At 40.0% G+C, this 23,859-nt stretch carries 21 protein-coding genes; 7 read left to right on the top strand and 14 right to left on the bottom strand.

Annotated features, from left to right (window positions below):
* Nucleotides 1–484: 484 nt before the first annotated feature.
* Genes rluF through AAFN64_RS14415 form a run of 4 tightly spaced genes read right to left on the bottom strand, consistent with a single transcriptional unit; the run spans nucleotide 485 to nucleotide 4,165 of the window.
* Nucleotides 485–1,342, bottom strand: coding sequence for a 23S rRNA pseudouridine(2604) synthase RluF (gene rluF, locus AAFN64_RS14430; protein ID WP_300485692.1), 858 nt, complete (start codon nucleotides 1,340–1,342; stop codon nucleotides 485–487).
* A gap of 54 nt (nucleotides 1,343–1,396) precedes the next feature.
* Nucleotides 1,397–2,254 (bottom strand): alpha/beta hydrolase, encoded by an 858-nt coding sequence (locus tag AAFN64_RS14425; protein WP_347760969.1) that lies wholly within the window; start codon nucleotides 2,252–2,254, stop codon nucleotides 1,397–1,399.
* A gap of 33 nt (nucleotides 2,255–2,287) precedes the next feature.
* Nucleotides 2,288–3,067 carry a C4-type zinc ribbon domain-containing protein gene (locus tag AAFN64_RS14420; RefSeq protein WP_300485689.1) on the bottom strand — a complete coding sequence of 260 codons (780 nt, stop codon included), beginning with the start codon at nucleotides 3,065–3,067 and terminating at the stop codon, nucleotides 2,288–2,290.
* A 3-nt stretch (nucleotides 3,068–3,070) separates the two neighbouring features.
* Nucleotides 3,071–4,165: a Nif3-like dinuclear metal center hexameric protein gene (locus AAFN64_RS14415; RefSeq protein WP_347760967.1), complete on the bottom strand. Its 1,095-nt coding sequence runs from the start codon at nucleotides 4,163–4,165 to the stop codon at nucleotides 3,071–3,073.
* A 106-nt stretch (nucleotides 4,166–4,271) separates the two neighbouring features.
* On the opposite strand from AAFN64_RS14415, the gene lpxK reads away from it, so the two are divergent.
* Nucleotides 4,272–5,294, top strand: coding sequence for a tetraacyldisaccharide 4'-kinase (lpxK, locus tag AAFN64_RS14410; RefSeq protein ID WP_347760965.1), 1,023 nt, complete (start codon nucleotides 4,272–4,274; stop codon nucleotides 5,292–5,294).
* Nucleotides 5,266–6,078 (top strand): purine-nucleoside phosphorylase, encoded by an 813-nt coding sequence (locus tag AAFN64_RS14405; protein ID WP_300485684.1) that lies wholly within the window; start codon nucleotides 5,266–5,268, stop codon nucleotides 6,076–6,078. The genes lpxK and AAFN64_RS14405 overlap by 29 nt, the downstream gene beginning before the upstream one ends.
* Here the strand turns inward: AAFN64_RS14405 and AAFN64_RS14400 are convergent.
* The 3 genes from AAFN64_RS14400 to lipA are packed head-to-tail and all read right to left on the bottom strand — an operon-like array spanning nucleotide 6,075 to nucleotide 10,209.
* On the bottom strand, nucleotides 6,075–8,267 hold the full coding sequence (locus AAFN64_RS14400) for an ATP-binding protein (protein WP_347760962.1): 2,193 nt from the start codon (nucleotides 8,265–8,267) through the stop codon (nucleotides 6,075–6,077). The genes AAFN64_RS14405 and AAFN64_RS14400 overlap by 4 nt on opposite strands.
* 35 nt (nucleotides 8,268–8,302) lie before the next feature.
* On the bottom strand, nucleotides 8,303–9,307 hold the full coding sequence (gap, locus tag AAFN64_RS14395) for a type I glyceraldehyde-3-phosphate dehydrogenase (RefSeq protein WP_347760961.1): 1,005 nt from the start codon (nucleotides 9,305–9,307) through the stop codon (nucleotides 8,303–8,305).
* Nucleotides 9,308–9,336: 29 nt separating this feature from the next.
* The gene (gene lipA / locus AAFN64_RS14390; protein ID WP_300485678.1) at nucleotides 9,337–10,209 is read right to left on the bottom strand and encodes a lipoyl synthase; all 873 of its coding nucleotides are present in this window, start codon (nucleotides 10,207–10,209) and stop codon (nucleotides 9,337–9,339) included.
* A 172-nt stretch (nucleotides 10,210–10,381) separates the two neighbouring features.
* On the opposite strand from lipA, the gene nhaA reads away from it, so the two are divergent.
* Complete coding sequence (nhaA, locus tag AAFN64_RS14385) at nucleotides 10,382–11,533, top strand: Na+/H+ antiporter NhaA (protein ID WP_300485676.1); 1,152 nt, start codon at nucleotides 10,382–10,384, stop codon at nucleotides 11,531–11,533.
* 142 nt (nucleotides 11,534–11,675) lie between these two features.
* Here the strand turns inward: nhaA and AAFN64_RS14380 are convergent, their stop codons facing one another.
* The 7 genes from AAFN64_RS14380 to AAFN64_RS14350 all read right to left on the bottom strand — a co-directional run bounded on the left by AAFN64_RS14380 (nucleotide 11,676) and on the right by AAFN64_RS14350 (nucleotide 19,553).
* A complete protein-coding gene (locus AAFN64_RS14380; protein WP_347760960.1) occupies nucleotides 11,676–12,497 on the bottom strand; it encodes an energy transducer TonB in 822 nt (273 codons plus the stop codon).
* Between the two features lie 163 nt (nucleotides 12,498–12,660).
* On the bottom strand, nucleotides 12,661–13,227 hold the full coding sequence (locus AAFN64_RS14375) for a sigma-70 family RNA polymerase sigma factor (protein ID WP_300485673.1): 567 nt from the start codon (nucleotides 13,225–13,227) through the stop codon (nucleotides 12,661–12,663).
* Nucleotides 13,218–14,324, bottom strand: coding sequence for a glycosyltransferase (locus AAFN64_RS14370; protein WP_347760959.1), 1,107 nt, complete (start codon nucleotides 14,322–14,324; stop codon nucleotides 13,218–13,220). The genes AAFN64_RS14375 and AAFN64_RS14370 overlap by 10 nt, the downstream gene beginning before the upstream one ends.
* Nucleotides 14,325–14,409: 85 nt before the next feature.
* Nucleotides 14,410–15,024 (bottom strand): FMN-binding negative transcriptional regulator, encoded by a 615-nt coding sequence (locus AAFN64_RS14365; RefSeq protein ID WP_347760958.1) that lies wholly within the window; start codon nucleotides 15,022–15,024, stop codon nucleotides 14,410–14,412.
* A 2-nt stretch (nucleotides 15,025–15,026) separates the two neighbouring features.
* Nucleotides 15,027–16,040, bottom strand: a complete 1,014-nt coding sequence (gene murB / locus AAFN64_RS14360; RefSeq protein ID WP_347760956.1) for a UDP-N-acetylmuramate dehydrogenase — start codon at nucleotides 16,038–16,040, stop codon at nucleotides 15,027–15,029.
* Between the two features lie 93 nt (nucleotides 16,041–16,133).
* Nucleotides 16,134–18,239 (bottom strand): hybrid sensor histidine kinase/response regulator, encoded by a 2,106-nt coding sequence (locus AAFN64_RS14355; protein WP_347760955.1) that lies wholly within the window; start codon nucleotides 18,237–18,239, stop codon nucleotides 16,134–16,136.
* A 234-nt stretch (nucleotides 18,240–18,473) separates the two neighbouring features.
* Nucleotides 18,474–19,553, bottom strand: coding sequence for a DNA replication/repair protein RecF (locus AAFN64_RS14350; protein ID WP_347760954.1), 1,080 nt, complete (start codon nucleotides 19,551–19,553; stop codon nucleotides 18,474–18,476).
* Nucleotides 19,554–19,691: 138 nt separating this feature from the next.
* On the opposite strand from AAFN64_RS14350, the gene AAFN64_RS14345 reads away from it, so the two are divergent.
* From AAFN64_RS14345 to AAFN64_RS14330, 4 genes are all read left to right on the top strand, one after another.
* The gene (locus AAFN64_RS14345) at nucleotides 19,692–20,471 is read left to right on the top strand and encodes a tetratricopeptide repeat protein (RefSeq protein ID WP_300485664.1); all 780 of its coding nucleotides are present in this window, start codon (nucleotides 19,692–19,694) and stop codon (nucleotides 20,469–20,471) included.
* Between the two features lies 1 nt (nucleotide 20,472).
* On the top strand, nucleotides 20,473–20,961 hold the full coding sequence (gene ribH, locus AAFN64_RS14340) for a 6,7-dimethyl-8-ribityllumazine synthase (RefSeq protein WP_347760953.1): 489 nt from the start codon (nucleotides 20,473–20,475) through the stop codon (nucleotides 20,959–20,961).
* 181 nt (nucleotides 20,962–21,142) lie between these two features.
* A complete protein-coding gene (gene mutL, locus AAFN64_RS14335; RefSeq protein WP_347760951.1) occupies nucleotides 21,143–23,068 on the top strand; it encodes a DNA mismatch repair endonuclease MutL in 1,926 nt (641 codons plus the stop codon).
* On the top strand, nucleotides 23,065–23,814 hold the full coding sequence (locus AAFN64_RS14330) for a rhomboid family intramembrane serine protease (protein ID WP_347760950.1): 750 nt from the start codon (nucleotides 23,065–23,067) through the stop codon (nucleotides 23,812–23,814). The genes mutL and AAFN64_RS14330 overlap by 4 nt, the downstream gene beginning before the upstream one ends.
* Nucleotides 23,815–23,859 lie beyond the last annotated feature (45 nt).

The raw sequence follows: 23,859 nt of genomic DNA, 5'->3' as shown, positions 1-23,859 counted from the left end.
CCATTCCGAACAGAGAAGTTAAGCCCGCCTGCGCAGATGGTACTGCAATCCTGTGGGAGAGTATGTCGCCGCCTTTCTTTTGAAAACCCTATCCAAACGGATAGGGTTTTTTGTTTTATATAAATATTAAAAAGGAGTTGTCTTAAACATTAGGCAACTCCTTTTTTTACTACAAGCCACACCTGACAGGTTTTAAAAACCTGTCAGGTGTTCCTGTTCCAAACAAAACATAAAAAAACCGGATTTTCTTCCGGTTTTTATATTTTACGAGTTACGAATTCATAAACTAAACATTAAAATCCTTAAAATCATAGGTTCCGTCATCTTTGTTTTATAGCAATGGTAAAAGGGAGTTGTCTTAAGCATTAGACAACTACTTTTTTTACTACAAGCCACACCTGACAGGTTTTTAAAACCTGTCAGGTGTACACCGCAAAACATAAAAAAACCGGAGACAACTCCGGTTTAGTTATTATTTAATATGTTATTTGTTTTTATTCCTGTTATAAGAAGTATTTCGGTTGTTGGTACCACCTCTGTTGGGATTAAAAGCCCTTTTTGCAGGAGTGCCCGACTGTTGTGTTTTGGGCTGTTCTGCTTTTGGTTTTGGTAAGCTGGCTTCTTCGGTTTTACTGGAAGGAGCAATCAGCTCGTTAAGGGTTTTGATTTCACCATCTGTAAGATCGCGATATCGACCAACCGGAATATCAAGGGAAATATTAATGATACGGATACGCTTTAAAGCGGTTACTTCATAATCAAGATATTCACACATTCTTCGAATCTGTCGGTTTAGTCCCTGCGTAAGGATAATCCGAAATACAAATTTACTAATTTGTTCCACCTTACATTTTTTAGTTACCGTATCCAAAATAGGAATTCCATTTCCCATCCGTTGTATAAAACGATCGGTTATGGGTTTGTTTACGGTTACGATATATTCTTTTTCGTGATTGTTACGGGCACGAAGGATTTTATTTACAATATCGCCATCATCGGTCATAAAAATTAAACCTTCACTGGCTTTATCCAAACGCCCGATCGGGAAGATGCGTTTCGGATAATTAATATAATCGACAATGTTATTGCGAACGGATTGGTTGGTCGTACATTCAATACCTACCGGCTTATAAAAAGCCAGATATACCGGTTTTTCAGTCTTTTCACGAACCAATTTACCATCGACTCTTACTTCATCATCAAGAGTGACTTTAGTGCCCATTTCCGGGACTATTCCGTTAATGGTAACTCTTCCTTCTTCGATTAACCTATCGGCTTCTCTACGGGAACAAAATCCGGTTTCGGATAAGAATTTGTTGAGTCGTTTTAAATTTTCTTCCATCTGGCAAAAATACGCTAAATAATAAGGAATGACAATTTATAGTCGGTGAATTGATTAGTCGGCTTCAAAAAGGAAATGATAGATCCGTTGGTAAAGCTGATCGTCGTGTAAACTGTGTCCCAGTCCTTTTGTTGAAATAAATTCGGCTGTTTTCCAGGTTTCGGCGATCTGTTTTCCTTCGTTATAGGAAACAACAGCATCATCTTCATCGTGAGCAATCAGACCTTTTAAATTAAATCCGGATGCAAAATGGCTACCGGAAAATTCATTCGGATCAATGCCAAAACGTTCCATGATCTGTTTTTCCAAAAGGCGTGATACTTTTTTATTCAGACTCAGTGTCTTTTTATAATTGTTAAGAACGATCATAAACTCACTCGGAGCGCCTAAAATGACCATTTTTTTCAATAACGGATTCTGATAAGTATACTGGTAATAGATACAAGTGGCACCACCCATAGAATGGCCAATGATGGACGTCGGGTTGAATTTTTGCATAATGGCGTCTACAAAACGCGCATATTCGGGAATGTTGAATTCGGTTCCGCTGGATAATCCCTGAGCCGGGCCGTCGAGGGCAATAATAGTGCTCCCGGACTTTTTAAGCCATCCGATAAAACGTTCCCATCGGGCTGCGTTACTTTCCCAGCCATGGACTAATAAAATACGATGATCATTTCCTTTCCAGGTATAGGTTTGAATTTGATGCTGACCAAAAGCGACCGTTTCCGGATGGGCTTCGGTAAGTATTTTTGGGATTTTAGTAGCGTCGAGTTTTCCGTCCCGGGGTTCCGTAAAAAAACGATACGCCAGTTTTGTGGCTTTCTGAGGGAATAAAAAGCCCATGAGGTTAATATACAATCCAATGGATTTGGTTAGTATAAAATAGGATATTTTGTCAAACAGTTTCATAAAAAAAGCCTCCGGTTGGAGGCTTTAAGTTACTTATATTTTAGAGAATAATTGTTGCATTTTCTCTTTTTCTTCGTCTGCTAATGCACTGTCAACTAAGATCCTTCCACTGTGCTCATCAGTGATGATTTTTTTACGGGAAGCAATCTCCATTTGCGTTTGTGGCGGGATTGTAAAGAAAGATCCTGCAGAAGCACCTCTTTCGATAGAAACTACTGCCAAACCGTTACGAACGCTGGTACGGATTCTGTTGTAAGCATTTAATAAACGCTCTTCAATCTGTGCCTGGAATTCAGCTGATTTTTCTGATAAGAAGTTTTCTTCTTTTTCAGTTTCAGACATGATGTCTTCCAATTCCGCTTTTTTGTGTTTTAAGTGCGATTGTCTACCGTCTAATTTTTCTTTTGTTTGCGAAACCACTTCTTTTTTGTGCTCGATAGACGCTTTCATCTCACGGATGTGTTTTTCCGCTAACTGGATTTCCAACTCCTGAAATTCAACTTCTTTCGTTAAAGAGTTAAATTCTCTGTTGTTACGAACATTCTTTTGTTGCTCGGTATATTTTTTAATCGATTCTTTATGACCGTCGATAGCATTCTTTTTTTCTTTGATTTGCTCTTCGATAGTCTCTAAATCTGCTTTCAATTTCTCTAAACGAGTGCTTAATCCAGCTACTTCATCTTCTAAATCTTCCACTTCAAGAGGTAATTCACCTCTTACATTTCTAATTTCATCAATGCGTGAATCGATTAACTGTAAGTCATAAAGTGCTCGTAACTTCTCTTCTACACTTAGTTCTTTGATGTTTGCCATATTTTAAAAGTACTTAACTGGATTTGTATTTTCTTCCGATAAAATGATTGCAAAATTAGCAATTTTTTTCGTAAGATAATCAACTATATAGTTTTTTGTATACCTTTCACTTTCAAAATGGCCAATATCGGCTAAAAGTAGCTTGTTTTCGGCTTCATAAAACTGATGATATTTCAAATCGGCCGTGATAAAAGCATCTGCCTGAGCCGAAATGGCATTCCCAATCGCAAAACTTCCCGATCCGCCCAATACCGCTACTTTTTTGATTTTTTTACCGGTAAAGGCACTATGACGGATGCCATCGGCCTGCATTTTGTCTTTTACCAGTTGCAGGAATTCGGATTCATCCATCGGATTTTCCAGTTCGCCGGTCATTCCCAACCCGATATTCTGATGTGTATTTTGCAACGCATAAATTTCATACGCAACTTCTTCGTAAACATGGTTTTGGAATAGGGCTTTTAAAATTTTACCTTGAAGATGCTTTTCAAAGGTTACTTCGATTTTGATTTCGGCAGCTTCCACAAATTCAAAGCGTTCTCCGATTTCCGGGTTGCTGTTTTCGTTGCCCATATAAGAACCCATTCCTTGTGACGTAAAACTACAGTCTTCATAATTTCCGATTTTTCCGGCACCGGCTTCAAAAAGCGCATTACGAAGTTTTGTCGCATTTTCAGGAATCGTATAGGTAACCAGTTTCTGGATAAAGTTGGGTTTCGGAATCAATACACGGGTATTTGTAAGTCCGAGTGCATCGCAAAAGATTTTATTTACGCCTTGCTGATGGTTGTCCAACGCGGTATGAACGGCATAGATTGCAATATCGTTTTTGATGGCTTTTAAAATAGAACGCTCGACATAATTTTTTCCGGTGATCTTTTTCAGATCCGAAAATAAAATCGGATGGAAGCAAACTATAAGATTGCATTGGCGACGGATGGCTTCATCAATTACATTTTCGAGTGCGTCGTGGCAAACGAGTACACCGGTTGCAGTGGCATTGGCATCGCCAACGAGTAAGCCCACATTGTCAAAATCTTCGGCATAGGCCAGTGGCGCCATTTCTTCCAGTACGTCGAGTATTGCTTTTATTTTCATCAGAACGGTTTTATTTTGTGGATGGAACCGCTAGTTTTAAGCCCAAACAGGCTAAACTTTACGGCAAAAGTTATTTTCAAAGATAAAAAATAGCTACTTTCGTAATATGAATTTTTTGCGAAAAATACTTTTTCCTTTTTCCATCCTTTACGGATGCGTTACCGGGGTTCGTAATTTTTTGTATGACAAAGACATACTAAAATCCAGTTTTTTCAATACACCTGTAATTGCTGTTGGAAACTTAAGTGTTGGCGGAACCGGGAAGACACCGCAAATCGAATACCTGATCCGATTGTTGTCCGGGACCTATAAAGTGGCCACACTAAGCAGAGGTTATAAACGTAAATCGGAAGGTTTTGTTTTGGCCGATACAACAGCTACCGCAGCAATACTGGGAGACGAACCGTATCAGTTTTATAAAAAGTTTCCGAATATAAATGTGGCGGTCGATGCCAATCGAACCAACGGAATTACACAATTACTGACATTGGTAAAACCGGAAGTGATTTTGCTGGACGATGCCTACCAACACCGTAAAGTAAAAGCCGGATTTTATATCCTGCTAACCGCCTATAACGATTTGTATATTGATGATCTGATTCTGCCGGCCGGAAATTTAAGGGAAAGTCGGGATGGTGTAGCACGGGCTGCAATTATTGTGGTAACCAAATGTCCGCCATCGCTAACACAGATTCAACAAAATGAAATAAAGGGACGATTAAAACTGAAGTCCTGCCAACAGTTGTTTTTTACCTATATTAAATATGACGACAGTGTCTATTCGGATAAAACGACATTAAAAGTTACCGATCTGGATCCGGAAAACCTGTTTCTGGTAGCCGGAATCGCAAAACCCCAACCATTTTTTGATCACCTAAAAGTAAAGGCATCCAATTGTATGACCTTTCCGGATCATCATCATTTTACAGACAAGGATATTGCTGCGATTCTGGAAAAAGCCGGAACCAAAAAAATTATTACAACAGAAAAAGATTATGTGCGACTGGAAGGGAAATTGCCATCGGAGCAATTGTTTTACCTACCCATTGTTAGCGCATTTTTAAATAATGAAAACGATTTTGATAAAACTATTTTAGATTATGTGGGAGCAAGTACAAGAAACAGTTAGTTACATTAAAGGAAAAACAAATTTTACTCCGGAATACGGTGTCATCTTAGGTTCCGGCCTGGGAGGATTCACCAATGATATTACAATTGAATTTACCTTACCGTATAACGAGATTCCGAATTTTCCGGTATCGACCGTTCAGGGACATAAAGGAGCTTTGGTTTTTGGAACCATCGGAACTAAAAAAGTGGTCGCCATGCAAGGCCGTTTTCACTTTTACGAAGGCTATTCGATGAAAGAAGTAACCTTCCCGGTTCGCGTGATGAAATATTTAGGAGTGGAAAAATTAATCGTTTCAAACGCTTCGGGTGGTGTTAATCCGGATTATAAAGTAGGATCGATCGTGATTATTAAAGATCATATCAACATGATGCCGGAACATCCGTTACGCGGAAAAAATGACGAGCGTTTCGGACCGCGTTTTGTAAATATGAGTGAACCGTATAGCCGTAAGATGATCGCCAAAGCAAAAGAACTGGCCGCTACTTTAGACATTGAAGTACAGGACGGTGTCTATCTTGGCTTACAAGGGCCAACTTTCGAAACACTGGCCGAATACCGTATGGTGAAAACCGTAGGCGGCGATTGTGTTGGAATGTCAACAGTACCGGAAGTGATCGTAGCACGTCATATGGAAATGGAATGTTTCGGAATTTCGGTAATTACCGATATGGGCGACGAACACAGTATTGATACCATTACACACGATGAAGTATTGGAAGCAGCGCAGGCGGCAGAACCGCATGTTCGAAATCTAATCCAAAACCTGATAACGGCCTATTAATTGCCGTTTTTTGAAATGATGGTGGTCGCAATAATCTCGTAGAACTTTTCCGGATCGAACGGTTTTGTGATCACCTCATTCATACCATACGAAAGCAGCATTTCGCGATTTTCGTCCAATGAAATTGCCGTTAATGCAATAATCGGAGTTTGCTTGTCGAACTTGCGGATTTCTTCAGTGGCTATCGTTCCGTTAATTCCCGGAAGATGCACATCCATTAATACCAAATCGTAGTGGTTTCGGTGTTTTTCCAAATGTTCAATCGCGTCTTCTCCGTTTTCGATGATCGTACAAGCCATCTGTTTGCGCTCAAGCATCTTTTTAGTGATCATCTGATTGATCTTATTGTCTTCAACCAAAAGTATCTTTCTGTCGATTAGCCATTGTTCATCATAGCCTAATCCGGTTTTCTTTTCCACTTTGATTTCTTCACCGATAGGGAACGCCAGGTTAAAATAGAATTTGGCTCCTTTGTCCAGTTCGCTTTCCAGGTGGATTTTTCCGCCTAATATTTCAACCAGTCGTCGAACGATGGATAATCCTAATCCGGTTCCACCGTATTTGCGGTTAATTTCTACCGAACCTTGAGTAAAACTGTCGAAAATTGTTTCCTGTTTTTCTTTTAAAATTCCAATTCCCGTATCGATAATTTCAAAATGCAGATCGACGCAGTTCCCATCTTTACCCGTTTGAAATACATTAACCCAAACATCGCCGTCTTTGGTAAACTTCAGCGAGTTATTTATAAGGTTGATCAATATTTGTGAGAGTTTTGTTGGATCACCAATTAGGAAGCTCGGAACGGTTTCTTCGATGTTGAGTCGGCAAATGACATTGTTATTATTGGCGATCTCGACAAACGAATCCATGATGTTCTGGAACAATTCCCGGATGTTAAAATTGATATGTTCCACTTCCAGAGCATTCGACTCCACACGGTTGATTTCAAGGATGTCGTTGATAAAAGTCGACAGGTAATTTCCTGAAAACTTCAGGGAATTCAAATAGGCAAGCTGACTTTCCTTGGGTTTGTCTTCCAATAAAATATGCGTAATACCATTAATAGCATTCAACGGTGTGCGTAGTTCATGACTCACCGTCGACAGGAATTCGGAACGTGCTTTCGAAGCGCGTTCGGCACGTTCTTTCTGAACTTCCAGTTCCAGATTTTTTTCTTTTAAAAGCTGGTTGGTCTTTTTTCGGATGATGTTGTTTTTATAAAGCGAAAGGCTGAGTAACGATAAAATGGAAATCAACGCAATACTTAGAATACTGATCAGCTTGGAAAACTTGATCGATTTTTCCTGTTCCTTGTTTTCCTTGTCCATTTTTTCAATGGTCTTGAGCTGCTCGTTGGCAATATAGCGTTCGAATGCGGCTTCGCCTATACTATCGTTGTTAATCGCCGAAAGGGAGTCTTTCAGATGAACATACCGTTTCAGGTAATGGAAGGACTGGTTAACACTGTTGGTTTTATTGTAAAGCGTGCTGATTTTACGAATGATTTTCAGCTTTTGGGAAATATTATTATTGCTGGTAAGCACATTGGCTTTTTCCAGATAATCGATTGCTTTTTTGGGATTGTTCCGCTCGTTGATTTCGGCCAGCTGGTAATAGGCTTCGGCTTTTGTTTCGAAAAGATTGTCGATATTATTTTTGGAAATGATGTTTTTAAACAGGGCCGTGGCCAGGTTGATATTTCCTTTTTTCTTGTAAATAATCCCTTTTTGCAGGTTGATCAACTCAATTGCGTCGGGAATTTGTATTTGTTCGTAGATGGAAATGGCTTTGTCGAAATAGTTTTCCGCAATCGCAAAACTGTTTTTGTCCAGATAACACAATCCCAGATTATAATAACAAAATGCAATGTTGGACGACGGTTTTAAATTGTTGTAAATCGCCAGACTTCGGATAAAGTTTTCGATCGCGTCATCCGTCTTTTTTAACTGATAGTAAATACCGCCAATGGCCAGATAAGTGTCGGCCAGACCTTTTTCCAGATTGTTCCGTGTGGCATAATTAACCGCTTTTTTACCAAATTCTAATGCCTTATTATAGGTGTAATTGTTTTTGTGGAAATTAGATAACTCCAAATAATAGGTAATGCTATCGACTTTTATTTGGGCGTTTTTTTCCTGAGAAAAACAGGGAATTCCTATAAAAAATAATAAAAGCAGTATATACTTCATTTCTTTGTTTAAAAAATCCGTATAAATATAGTTAATTATTTGGCATGAGTATGTGTGATCAAATCTATTATTCGGGATGAATAACCAATTTCATTGTCATACCAACCCACTACTTTTACCATTTTATCGATTACCGAAGTTAGCTGTGCATCAAATAAACAAGAGGTTGGATTACCAATAATATCTACCGAAACGATAGGATCTTCGGTATACGATAAGGTTCCTTTTAAAGTGGTTTCGGAGGCTTTGCGAAAGGCCTCGTTGATTTCTTCTATGCTAACCTGGCGTTTTACGTTAAAGGTAATATCGGTCAGGGAACCGTCGGGAACCGGTACGCGAATCCCACAACCACCCATTTTTCCATCCAGTTCCGGGAAAATTTTAGTTAAAGCTTTTGCCGCTCCGGTCGTAGTAGGTACGATCGATTGTGCCGCGCCTCTGGCTCTTCGCAAATCTTTGTGTGGTTGGTCGTGTAAACTCTGATCGGTGGTATAGGAATGTACCGTTGTGATATAGGCTTGTTCAATACCGCATAATTCCTGAATCACCTTGATCATCGGTGCTGCATTGTTGGTCGTACAGCTGGCATTGGAAATAATACGTTCCGTGCCGTCCAGAATCGAGTCGTTTACACCCAATACTACGGTTTTGATGGTGTCGTCTTCTGCCGGAGCCGAAAGAATCACTTTTTTGGCGCCCGATGTAATATGCGCTTCGGCCAACGGATAGGTCTTGAATTTTCCAGTAGCTTCTACCACAATATCCACATGGAACGGTTTCCAGTTTAATTTGGAAATCGCTGTTTCGTGGAAAAAAGGGAAAGCTTTGCCATCAATACTAATGGACGTTTCATCAAACGTAACCGTATTGGGAAGTACCCCGTGAATACTGTCATATTTGATCAAATGTGCCATCGTCCTGTTGTCGGCAATATCATTAATTGCTACGACTTCTATTGTAGGATGGTTTAACAATAATCGGAACAGGTTGCGCCCGATTCTGCCAAAACCATTAATGGCAATTCTAATTTTTGGATTCATTTCAGTGTCCGTATGTTAGGAGAAACTATTTATAAAATGTGTTTTTGAGCATGGTAGGACGAACGTACCAAAGCACCGCTTTCTACATGGCGGAATCCAAGTTCTTTACCGATCGCTTCGTATTTGGCAAATTGTTCCGGCGTGATAAATTCTTTTACCGGTAAGTGTTTTTTACTCGGTTGCAGGTATTGCCCGATGGTTACAATGTCTACATTCGCCTCGCGTAAGTCTTTCATCGTCTGAATGACTTCTTCTTCCGTTTCACCCAATCCTAACATAATACCGGATTTGGTACGACGGATGCCTTGGTCTTTTAGGTATTTCAGTACGGCAAGACTACGGTCGTATTTTGCCTGAATCCGAACTTCGCGGGTTAAACGACGAACGGTTTCCATATTATGGGATACCACTTCCGGATTGGCTTCTACAATACGGTCGATGTTGCGTTCCATACCCTGGAAATCCGGAATAAGGGTTTCTAAAGTGGTTTCCGGATTCATTCTGCGGATGGCTTTTACGGTTTCTTTCCAGATAATGGAACCACCATCTTTAATATCGTCACGGTCTACACTGGTAATTACCGCGTGTTTGATGTTCATCAATTTGATCGAACGCGCTACTTTTTCCGGTTCGTCCCAGTCGACTGTTTCCGGACGACCGGTTTTTACACCGCAAAATCCGCACGAACGCGTACATACATTACCCAGTATCATAAAGGTTGCCGTTCCTTCTCCCCAACATTCACCCATGTTCGGACAACTTCCCGATGTACAAATCGTATTTAACTTGTATTTGTCTACCAGGCCTCGTAATTCGGTATATTTTTTTCCGGTCGGAAGCTTTACGCGTAACCATTTTGGTTTTCCGGTCGGAATGATATTCGTGTCTAAAACAGTTTCCATTACTGATAATTTTGAAGTGCAAAGATACGTAATGTTGTTTATTTGTGATAGTCCGTTTAACGCATTTTTAATAGACAATATAGGTGTCCGAATTGTCCGGAAATGACGTTGTTTTAAAAATCGTATCTTTGTAATTATTGATAAAACGCCGTTTAATTTATTTTTAAGTGTCATGAAAACTACCAAACTGTTTACCGAATTCTTTGATAACGAAAAATCGTCCGGGATCGTTCTGATCTTTTGTACGTTGATTTCCCTGGTAATAGCCAACTCTGGTTTTCAGGAAGCCTATCAAAGTATCTGGCATTTCGAATTGGGGGCACACTCCTTTGAACACTGGATAAATGACGGTTTGATGACGATCTTCTTTTTCCTGATCGGACTGGAATTGGAACGGGAAATTTACAAAGGAGAGCTTTCGAGTATTAAAAATGCAATGTTGCCCATTTTTGCCGCAATTGGCGGAATGTTGGTTCCGGCAGCGATTTATATGATTTTTAATCACGGTACACCTACACAGGCAGGTGCCGGAATTCCAATGGCTACCGATATTGCTTTTGCATTAGGGGTATTGTCTTTATTGGGAAGTCGGGTGCCATTGTCGTTAAAAGTATTTCTGACAGCCTTGGCCGTAATCGACGATTTGGGTGCTATTCTGGTGATCGCTATTTTTTATACCGATCATTTGTCTGTACTGAATCTGGGAATTGCCTTGGGAATCATGGCGGTGTTGTTTGTTTTTAATCGTTTAAAAGTGAATAATCCGTTTCCGTACCTTTTAGGAGGTGTGTTGATGTGGTATTTTATGCTTAATTCCGGAATTCACGCAACAATAACCGGTGTATTGCTGGCTTTTGTGGTGCCTTTTGGTGATGGCGGTAAAAAAACAATTTCCTATAAAATGCAACACGTTTTGCACAAACCGGTAGCGTTTTTTATACTGCCGTTGTTTGCTTTGGCCAATACGGCGATTGTGATCGGAAACGATTGGGTGGAAGGATTGGTACACGAAAACAGTATCGGAATCTTCCTGGGATTGGTAATCGGAAAACCGCTGGGAATATTTTTGTTTAGTTTTGTTGTAGTTGCTGTTGGGATTTGTAAACTACCGGACGATTTAAAATGGAAACAAATACTGGCAACCGGTTTTCTGGCGGGTATTGGTTTTACGATGTCCATATTTATAACCCTGCTGGCGTTTAAATCGCAGACCGAAGATATTACGATTTCCAAAATTGCCATCCTGATTTCGTCACTGGTGGCCGGAATTATCGGATTTGTATTTCTGAAATTTTCACTGGATTCTAAAAAAGAAGCCGTATAAAAATATCGTTACGTAAAGTAAAACAATAAAATAAAAGCCTGTCCGATTTATATCCGACAGGCTTTTACATATAGAGTGTTTTCATCTTTTCTCTTTTCTCTTTTCTCTTTTCTCTTTTCTCTTTTCTCTTTTCTCTTCCTTCTTAATTCACATTCACGGTTATCGGAAGATTATAAGCGGTTCGTGCCGGCTGACCGTTTCGGTAGCCCGGTGTCCATTTGGTAGTCATGGAATTTAGCACCCGAATGGCTTCTTTCCCCAAACCATATCCCGGATCACGTGTTACCCGGATATTGGATAAGCTACCGTCTTTTTCGATCACGAAATACACCAATACCTTAAACGTTTTTAATTCGTCCATTTCGGGCGTTTTAAAACGCTTACCAACAGTTGCCAAAAAGGCATCAATGCCACCCGGATATTGTGGTAAGGCTTCCAATTCGTAGGTGGAGTTGATGTTGTTAGCGCTTTCCGTTCCGTTTCCGGCGCCATTTCCGGTTGGTTGTGAAGCAACACTAAGACTCGTGGTGGTTCCGGTTCCTTCGCTGTTTTCGGTACTGATAGCGGTATTATTTAATTGCTCATTGGTGGGAACTTCCTGAGTCGCCTGATTTTTGGCAACCGGTGTAAACCCAACATATTTAATTTTTTTTACCGGATCGGAAGGTGTGGTTTCCAATTTTGGCCCCTCTATTTTTTTAGGTTGTATTGGTGTAAGATCTACAACAACAATGGGATCGTTAAATATTTTTGGAATGTTATCCGCCATATCGTTTCCGCTGTTACGTGAATTTACAATAATCGGAACGGCAATAGCAGAACTCAATAGTAAAACACCAACGCATAAAGCTTTTAGTGTTGTCTTTGGATTTTCGGCTCGTAATTGATAGGCGCCGTAAGCTTTGTTACGGCCTTCAAAAACCAAATCGATCCATTTGGTTTCGTAGATGTTTAATTTAGACATGATAACGTAGTTTAAGGTTAGAATATAGTGGTATATACCTGTATAACGTTAGATGTTGTAGTATTAGTATTTCAAATGTTAATAAAATGAGAAATATTTCTCTTGCTTGATATTTTATAAATGAATTCGAAGGCTGTAAGAGGTTGGGTTGCGAAAAATAAAATTATTTTTTTTGCTGAATGATTTCCGCCAGTAGTTTTTTCGCCCGGAGCAATTTGATTTTTACATTGTTCAACGGTTCTTCCAACTGATCGGCTATTTCCTGATAGCTCATCTCCTGAAAATACCGCAGTTGAATAACCTCCTGATAGGCCGGTTTTAATTCTTTAATGTATTGTAATAATCGAGCCAGATTCTGCTCTTTGATAATCTCGTCTTCGATGGTAGGAGTGGAGTCGATTACATTATATGCCTGTTGGTTTTCTTCGTCGATGGTTCCTAAAAATAAAGCCGATTTCTTTTTGCGCAACATGTCGATATGTACATTTTTGGCAATGGCAATCAACCAGGTGTTAAAACCGAATTCAGGATTATAGGAGGTGATTTTATCAAAAGCTTTGGCAAACGTTTCGATGGCGATGTCTTCCGTATCGGTTTCGTTTTCCGTACGTTTTAGCATAAACCCGTAAATCTCATTCCAGAAAAAGTCCAGTAAAAACGTAAAAGCAACCTGATCGCCGGCTTTTGCTTTTTCAATATTCCTTTGAATTATTTCCGAATTTATTTCCAATGTACCGGTTTTGAAAAAGAGTTGGTGAAATACACGTTTAGTTGTGTGAAGATAAGGATTAATTCGATAATCGGAAACCAATACATCACATCTTTTTCATGCAATTTGCCCGAAGCATAGCCCAAAGTGATCCAGGTGAAAATATAGCGGACAACGATTAATCCGGCCACAATCATCCATTGGAATTGGAATGCCAGTAATAAAATGGCCAGTATAAAAAAGGTAAGCTGTGAGAAAAAGAAAAGTCCCAGTTGGAATTTATCAAAGCTTTTATAATAGGACGCCGTCGAAACATGACGTCGTTTTTGCTGAAACCAGGTTTTATAGCTCGTTTTGGGAGCCGAAATCGTAAAACTTTCCGGACTGTAACAAATCGCTGTGTTTTTGCGGTTTGCCGCCTGATTGATAAACAGATCATCATCGCCGGAGCGTACTTTCATATGATCCATAAATCCGTTCACTTTAAAAAACTCCTCTCTTTTATAAGCCAGATTTCGGCCCACTCCCATATAAGGTTTGCCCATTTTGGCCCACGAAAAATACTGAACCGCCGTTAAAAGCGTTTCAAAACGAATGATCTTATTTAAAAAGGATCCTTTGATTTTTTCGTAAGCACCATATCCTAAAATAATGGTTTTATGTAAGGTAAACTGAGAGGTCATTTGGGTAATCCAATCCTTGGAAGTCGGATAACAATCGGCATCGGTAAAAAGTAAATATTCTTTTCGGGCGGCTTTAATTCCAAGCGTCAACGCGAATTTTTTATTTCCCCAGAACGCTTCGTTATTCTGAACCTTTACCAGTCGGATGTTGGCATATTGTTTTTCAAACGCTTCAAAAATTTCCAGTGTATCATCGCTCGATGCATCGTCAATTAAAACAATCTCGTAGTCGGGATAGTTCTGATCGGCTAAAATCGGGATGAATTTGGCTACGTTTTCCGCTTCATTTTTAGCGCATACAATTACCGAAACCGGAATGCGTTTCGAGGTAATCTTTTGAGCTGGAGCGAATGCAAATTTGCCAAAAATGATCAAATAATAGAAAATCTGGATGGCAATAATTCCGATAAAAATATAGAGTAGAATTGTTAACATATGCAATTCATCAGGGATTAAAGAAGGGACAAAGGTACGAATCAAATGTTAAATCCCAATTGGATTTTAACAAATTCCTTGAAGCTTATTTCCGGTTTTTTCGCATTTCCCGGGCAATGTGAATCGCATTCGGATCCTTTTGGTTTTCCAGTTTTTCGATAATGGCCGTATGATTCTTATCGTCCCGGTTTTGAGAGAGTTTGTGAACCGCCTGAATTTGATCAATACAAATCTCAAATGCAGTAATGCCGTTTACCTGACGCATGGTTTTAGCCGACAGGTTTTCAATTTTTGTCGGATTTTCGGAAGTGGCTTCGTATTTGTCGACTAGTTTTTTTAGCGAAAATAAAAGTTCGTCACCTTCGATAATGCGGATGGTACCGTAGATATGTACCGCAATATAATTCCACGTCGGGACATTTTCATGATCATACCAGGAAGAGGAAATATAATGGTGCGGTCCGTTGAAAATTGCCAATACCGTAGCGCCGCTTTGTAAGGCTGCAGCTTGCGGATTGGCTTTGGCAATATGACCGTAAAGTACTTCTTTGCCTTCCGGATTGTGTTCGAGTTCCAATGGAATATGTGTGCCCCATGGTTTTCCTTCGGTTTGATTGATCAGTATCCCAAAACTGTTCTGTCGGATAAAATCGCGGATCGCTTCGGGATCGTTGTTCTGATACTGCTCGTCGATATACATTTTTAGATAATATTGACTTCGGCTTCTATTGCAATTCCGAATTTTTCAAAAATGGTTTTCTGGATGTTTTTCGATACCGCCAGAATTTCCGCTCCGGTGGCATTTCCGTAGTTCACCAATACCAAAGCCTGATGTTGGTGTATTCCGGCATCGCCAAATCGCTTGCCTTTAAAACCGGCTTGTTCGATAAGCCAGCCCGCCGGTACTTTTACTTCCGTTTCGGAAACCGTATAATGCGGCATGTCGGGATACTGACTTTGTATTTTATCGTAAGTCGCTTTAGGAATCACCGGGTTTTTAAAGAAACTGCCACTGTTTCCAAGTTCCTTTGGATCGGGAAGTTTGCTCTGACGGATGGCGATCACGGCATTACTTACGTCTTTAATAGTCGGATGAGTAATGTTATGACGTGTTAGTTCGGCTTCGATCGCACCATAAGAGGTGTTGATTTTATGGTGGTTTCGGGTAAGTTTAAAAATAACCGACAGGATTACAAAACGATCTTTTTCCTGATTTTTAAAGATACTTTCGCGGTAACCAAACTGGCATTGTGCTTTGTCGAAAGTTACAATTTCCTGTGTCGCAATATTCATCGCCCGACAAGAGACAAAGGTGTCTTTGATTTCCACACCGTAAGCACCGATATTCTGAATTGGAGTGGTGCCGACATTTCCGGGAATCAACGACAGGTTTTCCAGTCCGCCAAGTTGGTGATCAATACACCAAAGTACAAATTCATGCCAGTTTTCACCGGCTTGAGCGTTAACCAATGCATAGTCGTCGTTTTCTTCAAGAATGGTTTTTCCTTTCAAATTAACATGGATTACCAGTCGGTCGATATCTTGAGTGAGTAGCATATTACTGCCACCGCCCAAAATAAAAGGTTTTTCCGAATGGTGCTTTTGTAAAATTTCCGCCAGTTCGGTTTCGTTGGTCACCGAAACAAATGTACTGGCCTTAGCTTCAATCCCAAATGTGTTGTATTTTTTAAGCGAAAAGTCTGAAGAAATGATCATGAATACATATGATTTTTTGATGGTGTAAAAATAGGTAAACCATTTTGAATTCCGTTTCTTTTCGCTGTCAGAATTCGTAAAAAACAATGATGATCAACTTACAATTTTTAAAATTTTGGTATAAAGTTCTTCTTTGTTTACGGGTTTAAGAATGACGGTTTCAAACGGAGCGTCATCGGTTGCTTTTTCCTGTGCCCAATAGTCATCGCCGGTAATCACTATAATTGGAATCGAATGGTTCTTTCGTATTTCCCGGGCGAGTTGAATACCGGAAAGTGTTCCCAGTTGTAAGTCGGTAATCACCAAATCTGTGGTGTGATTGCTAAGATGATTTTGCAATTCGCTAGCCGTTGTAAACGTGCTGACTTCGGCATTGGTATTGCTGATCATTTTTTTAAGACTGGCCAGCGTAATGGCGTCATCGTCAACGATGGCAATGGTAAGTGGTTTTTTACGGTTGATTTCCAATAGTTGCTCCAAACTTGTTTTAACATCGCGGGATTTGTTTAAGAGTAACGAAAAATGAATTTCGGTTCCTTTTTGTAGGACGCTGTTTACGGTGATCGTACCGCCAAAAAGATCGACGATTTCTTTGCACAGATTTAAACCAAGTCCGGCACCAAGCTTGCTCTGCTCGGAATGGAATTTACTCTGATAATGTTGGTCAAATATATTTTCCAGGTCTTCGGGTGGAATACCGGCTCCGGTGTCTTTAATCGTAACCTCCATGAGGTACTGCGTGCCTTTATCCGATAAACCGGCCGTTACGGTAATGCTTCCCTGATCGGTAAACTTGATGGCGTTCCCGATAATATTATAAAAAAGCTGGTGTATTTTTACATTATCGGCCCAGACTATAGTGTCCAGTTTTGAGTCAATCGTATGATTTAGGTCGATTTTTTTGATTTCGGCCAACGAATGTAACGATTCCAATACCGACAGGATTTCGTTTTTCAGGTTGAAGTTGGAATTGTATACGACCAGCTTGCTGCTTTTATTTTTAAAAAAATCAAGAATCTGATTGACGGTAATTTGTAGCGAATTGGATGTGAAAATTAACGAATTGACCGTAGGAAGTGCGGTTTCCGGCAGTGTAGCCGATTTTAATCGTTTCGAAAAGTTCGAAATAATATGAAGTGGTGCCCGCATTTCGTGACTCAGCATACCAATGATACGGTTTTTGAATTCCAGATTTTTTTCGGCTTCGGTCTTGGCATCCAACAGGCTCTTTTCGTAGATATACGCAAACTGCGTATAGAACAATAAGATTATAGTGATGATAACCATGATTGGAAGCAATGCCAGAATCAGAGTACGCTGTTTTTCGATGTTTTTGAGTGCAGTTGCGTATTTTAATTTGTCGAGCTCCTGAGCCGAATCCGAGTAGACTTGTAATATCTCCTGACTGTTGCGCAGAATGGTTTTGTTGATTTCTAATAATTCCCGATCCTTTTTTCGAAGGTTATTATACGTTCGGTTTAGTTTTTTAAATTCCTGAGTATAATATTGATCAATAGTGCTAAAAGTGTTTTTAAGCTGGTCTTCAAATGAGCCGACTTTTTCGGTATTCCCGTATACCATTTTAATGCGTACCTGAAGTCGCTCTTTCATGATATTGTTTTTTCCGGAAATAGCTTTCCCGATTCGGGCAAAAAAACCGTTTTTACGGTCTTTATCGGACGTGAGTGTCGTGTCGTAGCTGATCGAATTCAGGGTTTTTGCATAATTGAATTTCCGGATATTGAAGTTAGACGGAAGTGAATCGTTCCCCATTAAGGAAATGACACCTTTTCGCATCAGGGAATCCAACTGCTTGCGAATATAGTAGATTTGTTTTTCGGTAGTTTCTTTTGATTTGATCACATTGAAAAAATCTTTGTTTACAGCCGTAAGCTGATCCAAACTGTCCAGATAAACGGTCATCTCCTGAATGGAGCGCTCGTATTGATTTAAAGAGGCTTTTTTATAGCTCAACAGGTAATCGTTAAACGCATTCTGGGCATTTAAAAAACTCCGCGTCGCCTGATTGGAGAAATAAACGGCCTGATTGGGTTTGCTGGCATTCTGAACCGATTCGGATAACGTGTTGTATTCGTTGTTTTGTTGGTACCACATCCAGAAAAAAAGCAATTGGATGATGAGGATGGAAATAAAAAGGGCAATGTGTACTTTTTTTCGCTTTTGTAAAGGGATCTTCATCAGCTATCTTTTATGAGTCAGTTACTACGTTTGAACAGCATTAAAAAGAAAGGCAGGTAGTGGTATTTGGGGCTGTAAATTTAGGAAAGTTATGGTTTTTATTTAATAGATTGGGGATCAAAAAATAAATATCACGAATATTTAATTAAAATCCAAGTAAATATGAGATTTGTTATGAAAAAAGATATTGAAAGCAGTTGTTTTCGTAAGAATAGAAGTGGAAAGTTACTCTTTTTACAGTTGAAAAAGGGTGTAACTCTGTAGGGTTGACTTAACAATGGCTTCGGTACGTTCCGGATGGGTGTCGGAAATAAAGAGCTGTCCGAAGGTTTCATCGTTAACCATCTCGACAATTTTGTGTACCCGACTTTCGTCCAGTTTGTCGAATATATCGTCAAAAAGGAGTATCGGAGCAGTGCCGTTTAGTTTTTTGATAAATTCAAACTGAGCCAGTTTTAGCGCAATTAAAAAAGATTTTTGTTGTCCTTGGGAACCGAATTTTTTAATCGGAAAATGATCAATCTCAAACGAAAGATCGTCTTTATGAACGCCAACACTGGTGTATTGTAACGCGCGGTCTTTCGGCAAGAACTCGTCAAAAAGCGCTAACATGTCTTTTTCAAAAAGCTGACTTTCGTAAACAATCTGTACCGTTTCGGAGGAATTCGTGATCAACTGGTGATAACGGTTGAAAATAGGAATGAATTCGTTGATAAAGTACTGGCGCTTTTCGAATACTTGCTGACCGATCACGGCAAGTTGCTCATTATATACGGCAAGGGTTTCTTTGTCGAACGTATGGTTTAAGGCAAAATATTTTAGCAGCGCATTACGTTGGGTCAGTATACGCTGGTATTGGATCAGTTGCTGTAAATACAAACTGTCAGACTGCGAAATCACGCTGTCGATAAATTTCCGGCGGGTTTCGCTACCTTCTATAATAAGGTCTTGATCCGACGGGGAAATAATAACCAACGGGATAAAACCGATATGATCTGAAAATTTATCATAAGGTTTGCCGTTGCGTTTTAATACTTTTTTCTGTCCTTTTTTTAAACTGCAGACAATTTGCTCCGTACGTTGGTCTTTTTCAAACTGACCTTCGATCACAAAAAACTCCTCTCCATGTCGGATATTCTGAACCGCCAACGGATTAAAATAACTTTTTCCGTAGGCCAAATGGTAGATAGCATCCAGTATATTGGTTTTTCCAATACCGTTTTTGCCGACAAAGCAGTTGATTTTGGCATCAAAATCGTAAGTAGCTTCGGCAATATTCTTATAATTAAACAGTGAAAGCGTCTTTAAATACACGGATAGGAAAGTGGTTAATTCTGATATTTATGTCAGTTTTTTTTAAAAGCGGGTGCAAATTATTGAAAAATATCGATAAAAAGGGCTTTTAAGTTTCAATAAAAAGTATATTTTTGCAGCTCATTAAATTTAAAATAAATGGCAACATATAACAAAAGAGGATACAAAGCCCCGAAACCACAAGAAGAAGCTGTTGAAAACGAATTTGAGCAAGTAGTTATCGACGAAAAAGGAAGTACTACTGCCGGAGTTTTTAATAAATTGGACGAAGGTGCTTCCAGAACGGAAGAATGGGTGGCTAGAAATCAGAAATATATTTTCGGATTTGTAGGTGCTATTGCTATCGCAACGGCAGGTTATCTTTTGTATGACAAATTTGTAGTAGAACCAAAAGAGGATGATGCTGCAAATGAAATGTTCCAGGCGCAACAATATTTCCAACAAGCTGTTGAAGGACAGGCTACCGATTCACTTTTCGCATTATCATTAAAAGGTGGTGAAGGTAAATTAGGATTCCTTGGAATCGCAGAAAATTATTCCGGAACAAAAGCGGCTAATCTGGCACATTATTATGCTGGTATGGCGTACCTGAATACAGCGAAATACAAAGAGGCTGTACAACAGTTGGAGCAGTTTACTTCCGATGATATGATGCTTAAAGCCTTAGCTTTAGGAGGTATCGGGGATGCTTTCTCGGAACTTGACAAAAAAGAAGATGCTTTAACGTACTATAAAAAAGCGGCTGAAGCGAATGATAACGAATATACAACACCACGATTTTTATTTAAAGCCGGACAAATTTCGTTGGCATTGAATAAAAAAGCGGATGCTGCCAAATTCTTTACGCAAATTAAAGAAAAATACGAAGGTTCTGCAGAAGGTGCTAATATCGATGCGTTGATCGCAATGACAGAATAATATGGCGACAGCTAATAAAAATTTATCCAATTACGATAAAAACACAATCCCAAACGCGAAAGATTTTCGGTTTGGGATTGTTGTTTCGGAATGGAACGATAAAGTAACGGAAGGATTGTATTCCGGTGCCGAAGCCGCTTTGCTGGATTGTGGTGCTCTGGAAAGTAATCTGGTTCGTTGGAATGTACCCGGCAGTTTCGAACTGATTTATGGTGCGAAAAAAATGATTGAAACCCAAAACGTGGATGTGGTTATTGTAATCGGATGCGTGATAAAAGGGGAGACCATGCATTTCGAATTTGTTTGCGAAGGCGTAACACAGGGAATCAAAGACCTGAACGTGCAAACCGATGTACCGGTGATTTTCTGCTTGCTAACCGATAATAACGAGCAACAGTCTATCGACAGAAGTGGCGGTGTTCATGGAAACAAAGGAACCGAAGCGGCTATCGCGGCCATCAAAATGGCAGATCTTCGGAAAAAAGCATAAAAAAATCAAGTTATATAATTAGAACCTGTAATGTTTTGCGTTACAGGTTCTTTGTTTTTAGAGGGTTGACCATTAACAAAAAATTGAGAGGCTTCATTCGTTAAATGTCTGTCATTTTCTTTAAATTTGGTGGTTCAGAAGGAAAACCCTTTTTTAATCTAAACAGCTTCAAAACATACGAATGTCGAGTATTATCCAATTACTTCCCGATCATGTTGCCAATCAGATTGCTGCGGGTGAGGTGGTGCAGCGTCCTGCCTCCGTTGTCAAGGAATTGATAGAAAACGCGGTGGATGCCGGTGCAACAGAAATTAAATTAATCGTGAAAGATGCGGGTAAAACACTTATTCAGGTAATTGATAACGGTAAGGGAATGAGTGTTACCGACGCGCGCCTGTGTTTTGAGCGTCATGCGACCTCCAAGATTCGTCATGCGGAAGATTTGTTTTCACTTCATACCAAAGGGTTTCGCGGGGAAGCTTTGGCATCGATTGCGGCAATTGCCCATGTGGAAATGAAAACCAAACAGGATCAGGAAGAACTGGGGACACATATTGTGATCGAAGGAAGTAAGTTTGTATCGCAGGAAGTGGCGGTTTTGCCAAAAGGAACGTCCTTTTCGGTAAAAAACCTCTTTTTTAATATTCCGGCGCGACGTAATTTCCTGAAATCGGATACGGTGGAGTTTCGCCATGTGATTGATGAGTTCGAACGGGTGGCGTTGGCGCATGCCAATATTCATTTTGTACTGTTTCACAACGGAAGCGAAATGTTTAACCTGCCGGCTTCAAATTTCCGACAACGGATCGTAAATGTATTTGGCGGGAAGACCAACGAAAAATTGGTTCCGGTTAAAGAAAGCACCGAGATTGTCGAAATTCAGGGGTTTGTAGGAAAACCGGAGTTTGCTAAAAAGAGCCGCGGTGAACAGTTTTTCTTTGTCAACGATCGTTTTATTAAAAGTCCCTATTTGCATCATGCGGTTATGGCGGCCTACGAAGGATTGTTAAAAGACGGTTGTCAGCCGAGTTATTTCCTATATCTGGATTTACCGCCGCATACGATCGATATCAATATCCATCCGACAAAAACTGAAATTAAATTTGACGACGAACAGGCGCTTTATGCCATTTTGCGTTCGTCTATAAAACATAGCCTTGGGCAGTTTAATGTGGCACCGGTACTCGATTTCGAACGGGATGCGACTTTGGATACGCCCTATGATTATAGCGGTAAAGATGCCGAAACACCATTGATTCAGGTGGACGCCAATTTTAATCCGTTTTTGGAAGAAGACACGAAACCGGTTACCAATTTTTCGGCTTCTTTTTCAGGAAATATGACTTCCGGGACAAGGTCCGCGGGTTCGAATCCCTCTTTCTCTGCAGGTGGTTATAAAAAAGAAACATCCGGTCAGAATTGGGAAAGTCTGTATGTAGGACTTAAACAGGCGACCGAAGAAGTGGAAATCGGAGAAATCCAGCTGGAAAGCGAGGAAGTGACCGGTTCGCTTTTTGATGAGCATACCATCGATGAGGTATCGAATAACCGCACCTATCAGATTCATAAAAAATATATTGTCAGCCCGATTAAATCCGGGATGTTAATTGTTGATCAGCGACGTGCGCACCAACGTATTTTATACGAGCAGTTTCTGACGAATATAACGGTACATCAGGCTTCGAGTCAGCAATTGTTGTTTCCGTTGGAATTGTATTTTTCCAAAGCGGAACTAGCCATTATTACCGAACTAAAACCATCGCTGGAAAGTACCGGTTTTGTTTTTGAGGCATTTCATGACGATCGGGTAACCATTTCCGGATTACCAGTAAATGTAGCCGAAAGCGAGGTAACGATTTTGCTGGAAGAGCTTATCGGAGATTTGCAGGGCGAATTACCGGAAAACAGTTTTAGCCAGTGTGACCGGATTGCCAAATCCATGGCGCGAAGTCTGGCGGTAAAAACCGGTACCTATTTAACCGAACACGAACAGGAAACGATGGTCAATACCTTGTTTGCCTGTAAAGAACCAAATGTTTCCCCTTTCCTTAAACCGACTTTCATCACAATGCGGGTGGAAGACATTGATAAACGATTTGCACTATGATGAATATCACCGAAACCGTAAAACAGTTAATTATTATTAACGTTATCTTTTTCCTGGGTACCATGTTTGTTCCGGCGGCTTTTAACTATTTGGCGTTATGGTATTTTGAAAATCCGAATTTCCAGGTCTGGCAACCGCTAACGCATATGTTTATGCATGGTGGATGGATGCATATTTTCTTTAATATGTTTGCGTTGTATTCGTTCGGGTCGACACTGGAACATTTCTGGGGCGGTAAAAAATTCCTGTTTTTCTATATTTCCTGCGGTTTGGGTGCGGCTTTACTGCATAGTGGGGTGAATTATTATCTGTACCACGATGGATTAAATATTTTGATGGAAAATGGAGTGTCCCAATCGGAAGTAGTACAGTTGTTATCGGAAGGGAAAATAAATCCAAACTGGAGTGCCTTTATGAGTATGGATAAACTGAATGAATTTGGTTCTGCTTTTGCGGCTCCTGCTGTTGGTGCTTCCGGTGCTATTTACGGGCTTTTAGTGGCTTTTGCTTTTATGTTCCCGAATGCCGAACTGGCACTGATGTTTATTCCGGTTCCGATTAAAGCGAAATATTTTGTACCCGGCTTGTTATTAATTGACTTGTATTTGGGAATGAGTGGCCGTTCTATTTTTGGCGGAGCAAGTGGTATTGCGCATTTTGCCCATATTGGCGGTGCAATTGTCGGTTTTCTGATGATGTGGTTCTGGAAAAAAAATCAATTCAACAATAATCGTTGGGATCGCTAACGGTTCCAAAAATAAAACCTAAATTAGTAGTATAAAAACCACAAA

Origin of the sequence: Flavobacterium sp. CAU 1735, assembly GCF_039888695.1 — a bacterium.
Lineage (GTDB): Bacteria > Bacteroidota > Bacteroidia > Flavobacteriales > Flavobacteriaceae > Flavobacterium.
Note: the sequence above shows the minus strand (reverse complement) of the source record. Positions and strands in the feature narration are given on the sequence as shown.

What these genes read in the sequence shown, in the direction of transcription:
- AAFN64_RS14405 (WP_300485684.1), top strand. Translation starts at nt 5,266, where the DNA reads ATGTGGGAGCAAGTACAAGAAACAGTTAGTTACATTAAAGGAAAAACA.
- lpxK (WP_347760965.1), top strand. Translation starts at nt 4,272, where the DNA reads ATGAATTTTTTGCGAAAAATACTTTTTCCTTTTTCCATCCTTTACGGA.
- AAFN64_RS14370 (WP_347760959.1), bottom strand. Translation starts at nt 14,324, where the DNA reads ATGTTAACAATTCTACTCTATATTTTTATCGGAATTATTGCCATCCAG.
- nhaA (WP_300485676.1), top strand. Translation starts at nt 10,382, where the DNA reads ATGAAAACTACCAAACTGTTTACCGAATTCTTTGATAACGAAAAATCG.
- lipA (WP_300485678.1), bottom strand. Translation starts at nt 10,209, where the DNA reads ATGGAAACTGTTTTAGACACGAATATCATTCCGACCGGAAAACCAAAA.
- rluF (WP_300485692.1), bottom strand. Translation starts at nt 1,342, where the DNA reads ATGGAAGAAAATTTAAAACGACTCAACAAATTCTTATCCGAAACCGGA.
- mutL (WP_347760951.1), top strand. Translation starts at nt 21,143, where the DNA reads ATGTCGAGTATTATCCAATTACTTCCCGATCATGTTGCCAATCAGATT.
- AAFN64_RS14365 (WP_347760958.1), bottom strand. Translation starts at nt 15,024, where the DNA reads ATGTATATCGACGAGCAGTATCAGAACAACGATCCCGAAGCGATCCGC.
- AAFN64_RS14330 (WP_347760950.1), top strand. Translation starts at nt 23,065, where the DNA reads ATGATGAATATCACCGAAACCGTAAAACAGTTAATTATTATTAACGTT.
- ribH (WP_347760953.1), top strand. Translation starts at nt 20,473, where the DNA reads ATGGCGACAGCTAATAAAAATTTATCCAATTACGATAAAAACACAATC.
- AAFN64_RS14425 (WP_347760969.1), bottom strand. Translation starts at nt 2,254, where the DNA reads ATGAAACTGTTTGACAAAATATCCTATTTTATACTAACCAAATCCATT.
- AAFN64_RS14415 (WP_347760967.1), bottom strand. Translation starts at nt 4,165, where the DNA reads ATGAAAATAAAAGCAATACTCGACGTACTGGAAGAAATGGCGCCACTG.
- murB (WP_347760956.1), bottom strand. Translation starts at nt 16,040, where the DNA reads ATGATCATTTCTTCAGACTTTTCGCTTAAAAAATACAACACATTTGGG.
- AAFN64_RS14380 (WP_347760960.1), bottom strand. Translation starts at nt 12,497, where the DNA reads ATGTCTAAATTAAACATCTACGAAACCAAATGGATCGATTTGGTTTTT.
- AAFN64_RS14355 (WP_347760955.1), bottom strand. Translation starts at nt 18,239, where the DNA reads ATGAAGATCCCTTTACAAAAGCGAAAAAAAGTACACATTGCCCTTTTT.
- AAFN64_RS14345 (WP_300485664.1), top strand. Translation starts at nt 19,692, where the DNA reads ATGGCAACATATAACAAAAGAGGATACAAAGCCCCGAAACCACAAGAA.
- gap (WP_347760961.1), bottom strand. Translation starts at nt 9,307, where the DNA reads ATGAATCCAAAAATTAGAATTGCCATTAATGGTTTTGGCAGAATCGGG.
- AAFN64_RS14400 (WP_347760962.1), bottom strand. Translation starts at nt 8,267, where the DNA reads ATGAAGTATATACTGCTTTTATTATTTTTTATAGGAATTCCCTGTTTT.
- AAFN64_RS14420 (WP_300485689.1), bottom strand. Translation starts at nt 3,067, where the DNA reads ATGGCAAACATCAAAGAACTAAGTGTAGAAGAGAAGTTACGAGCACTT.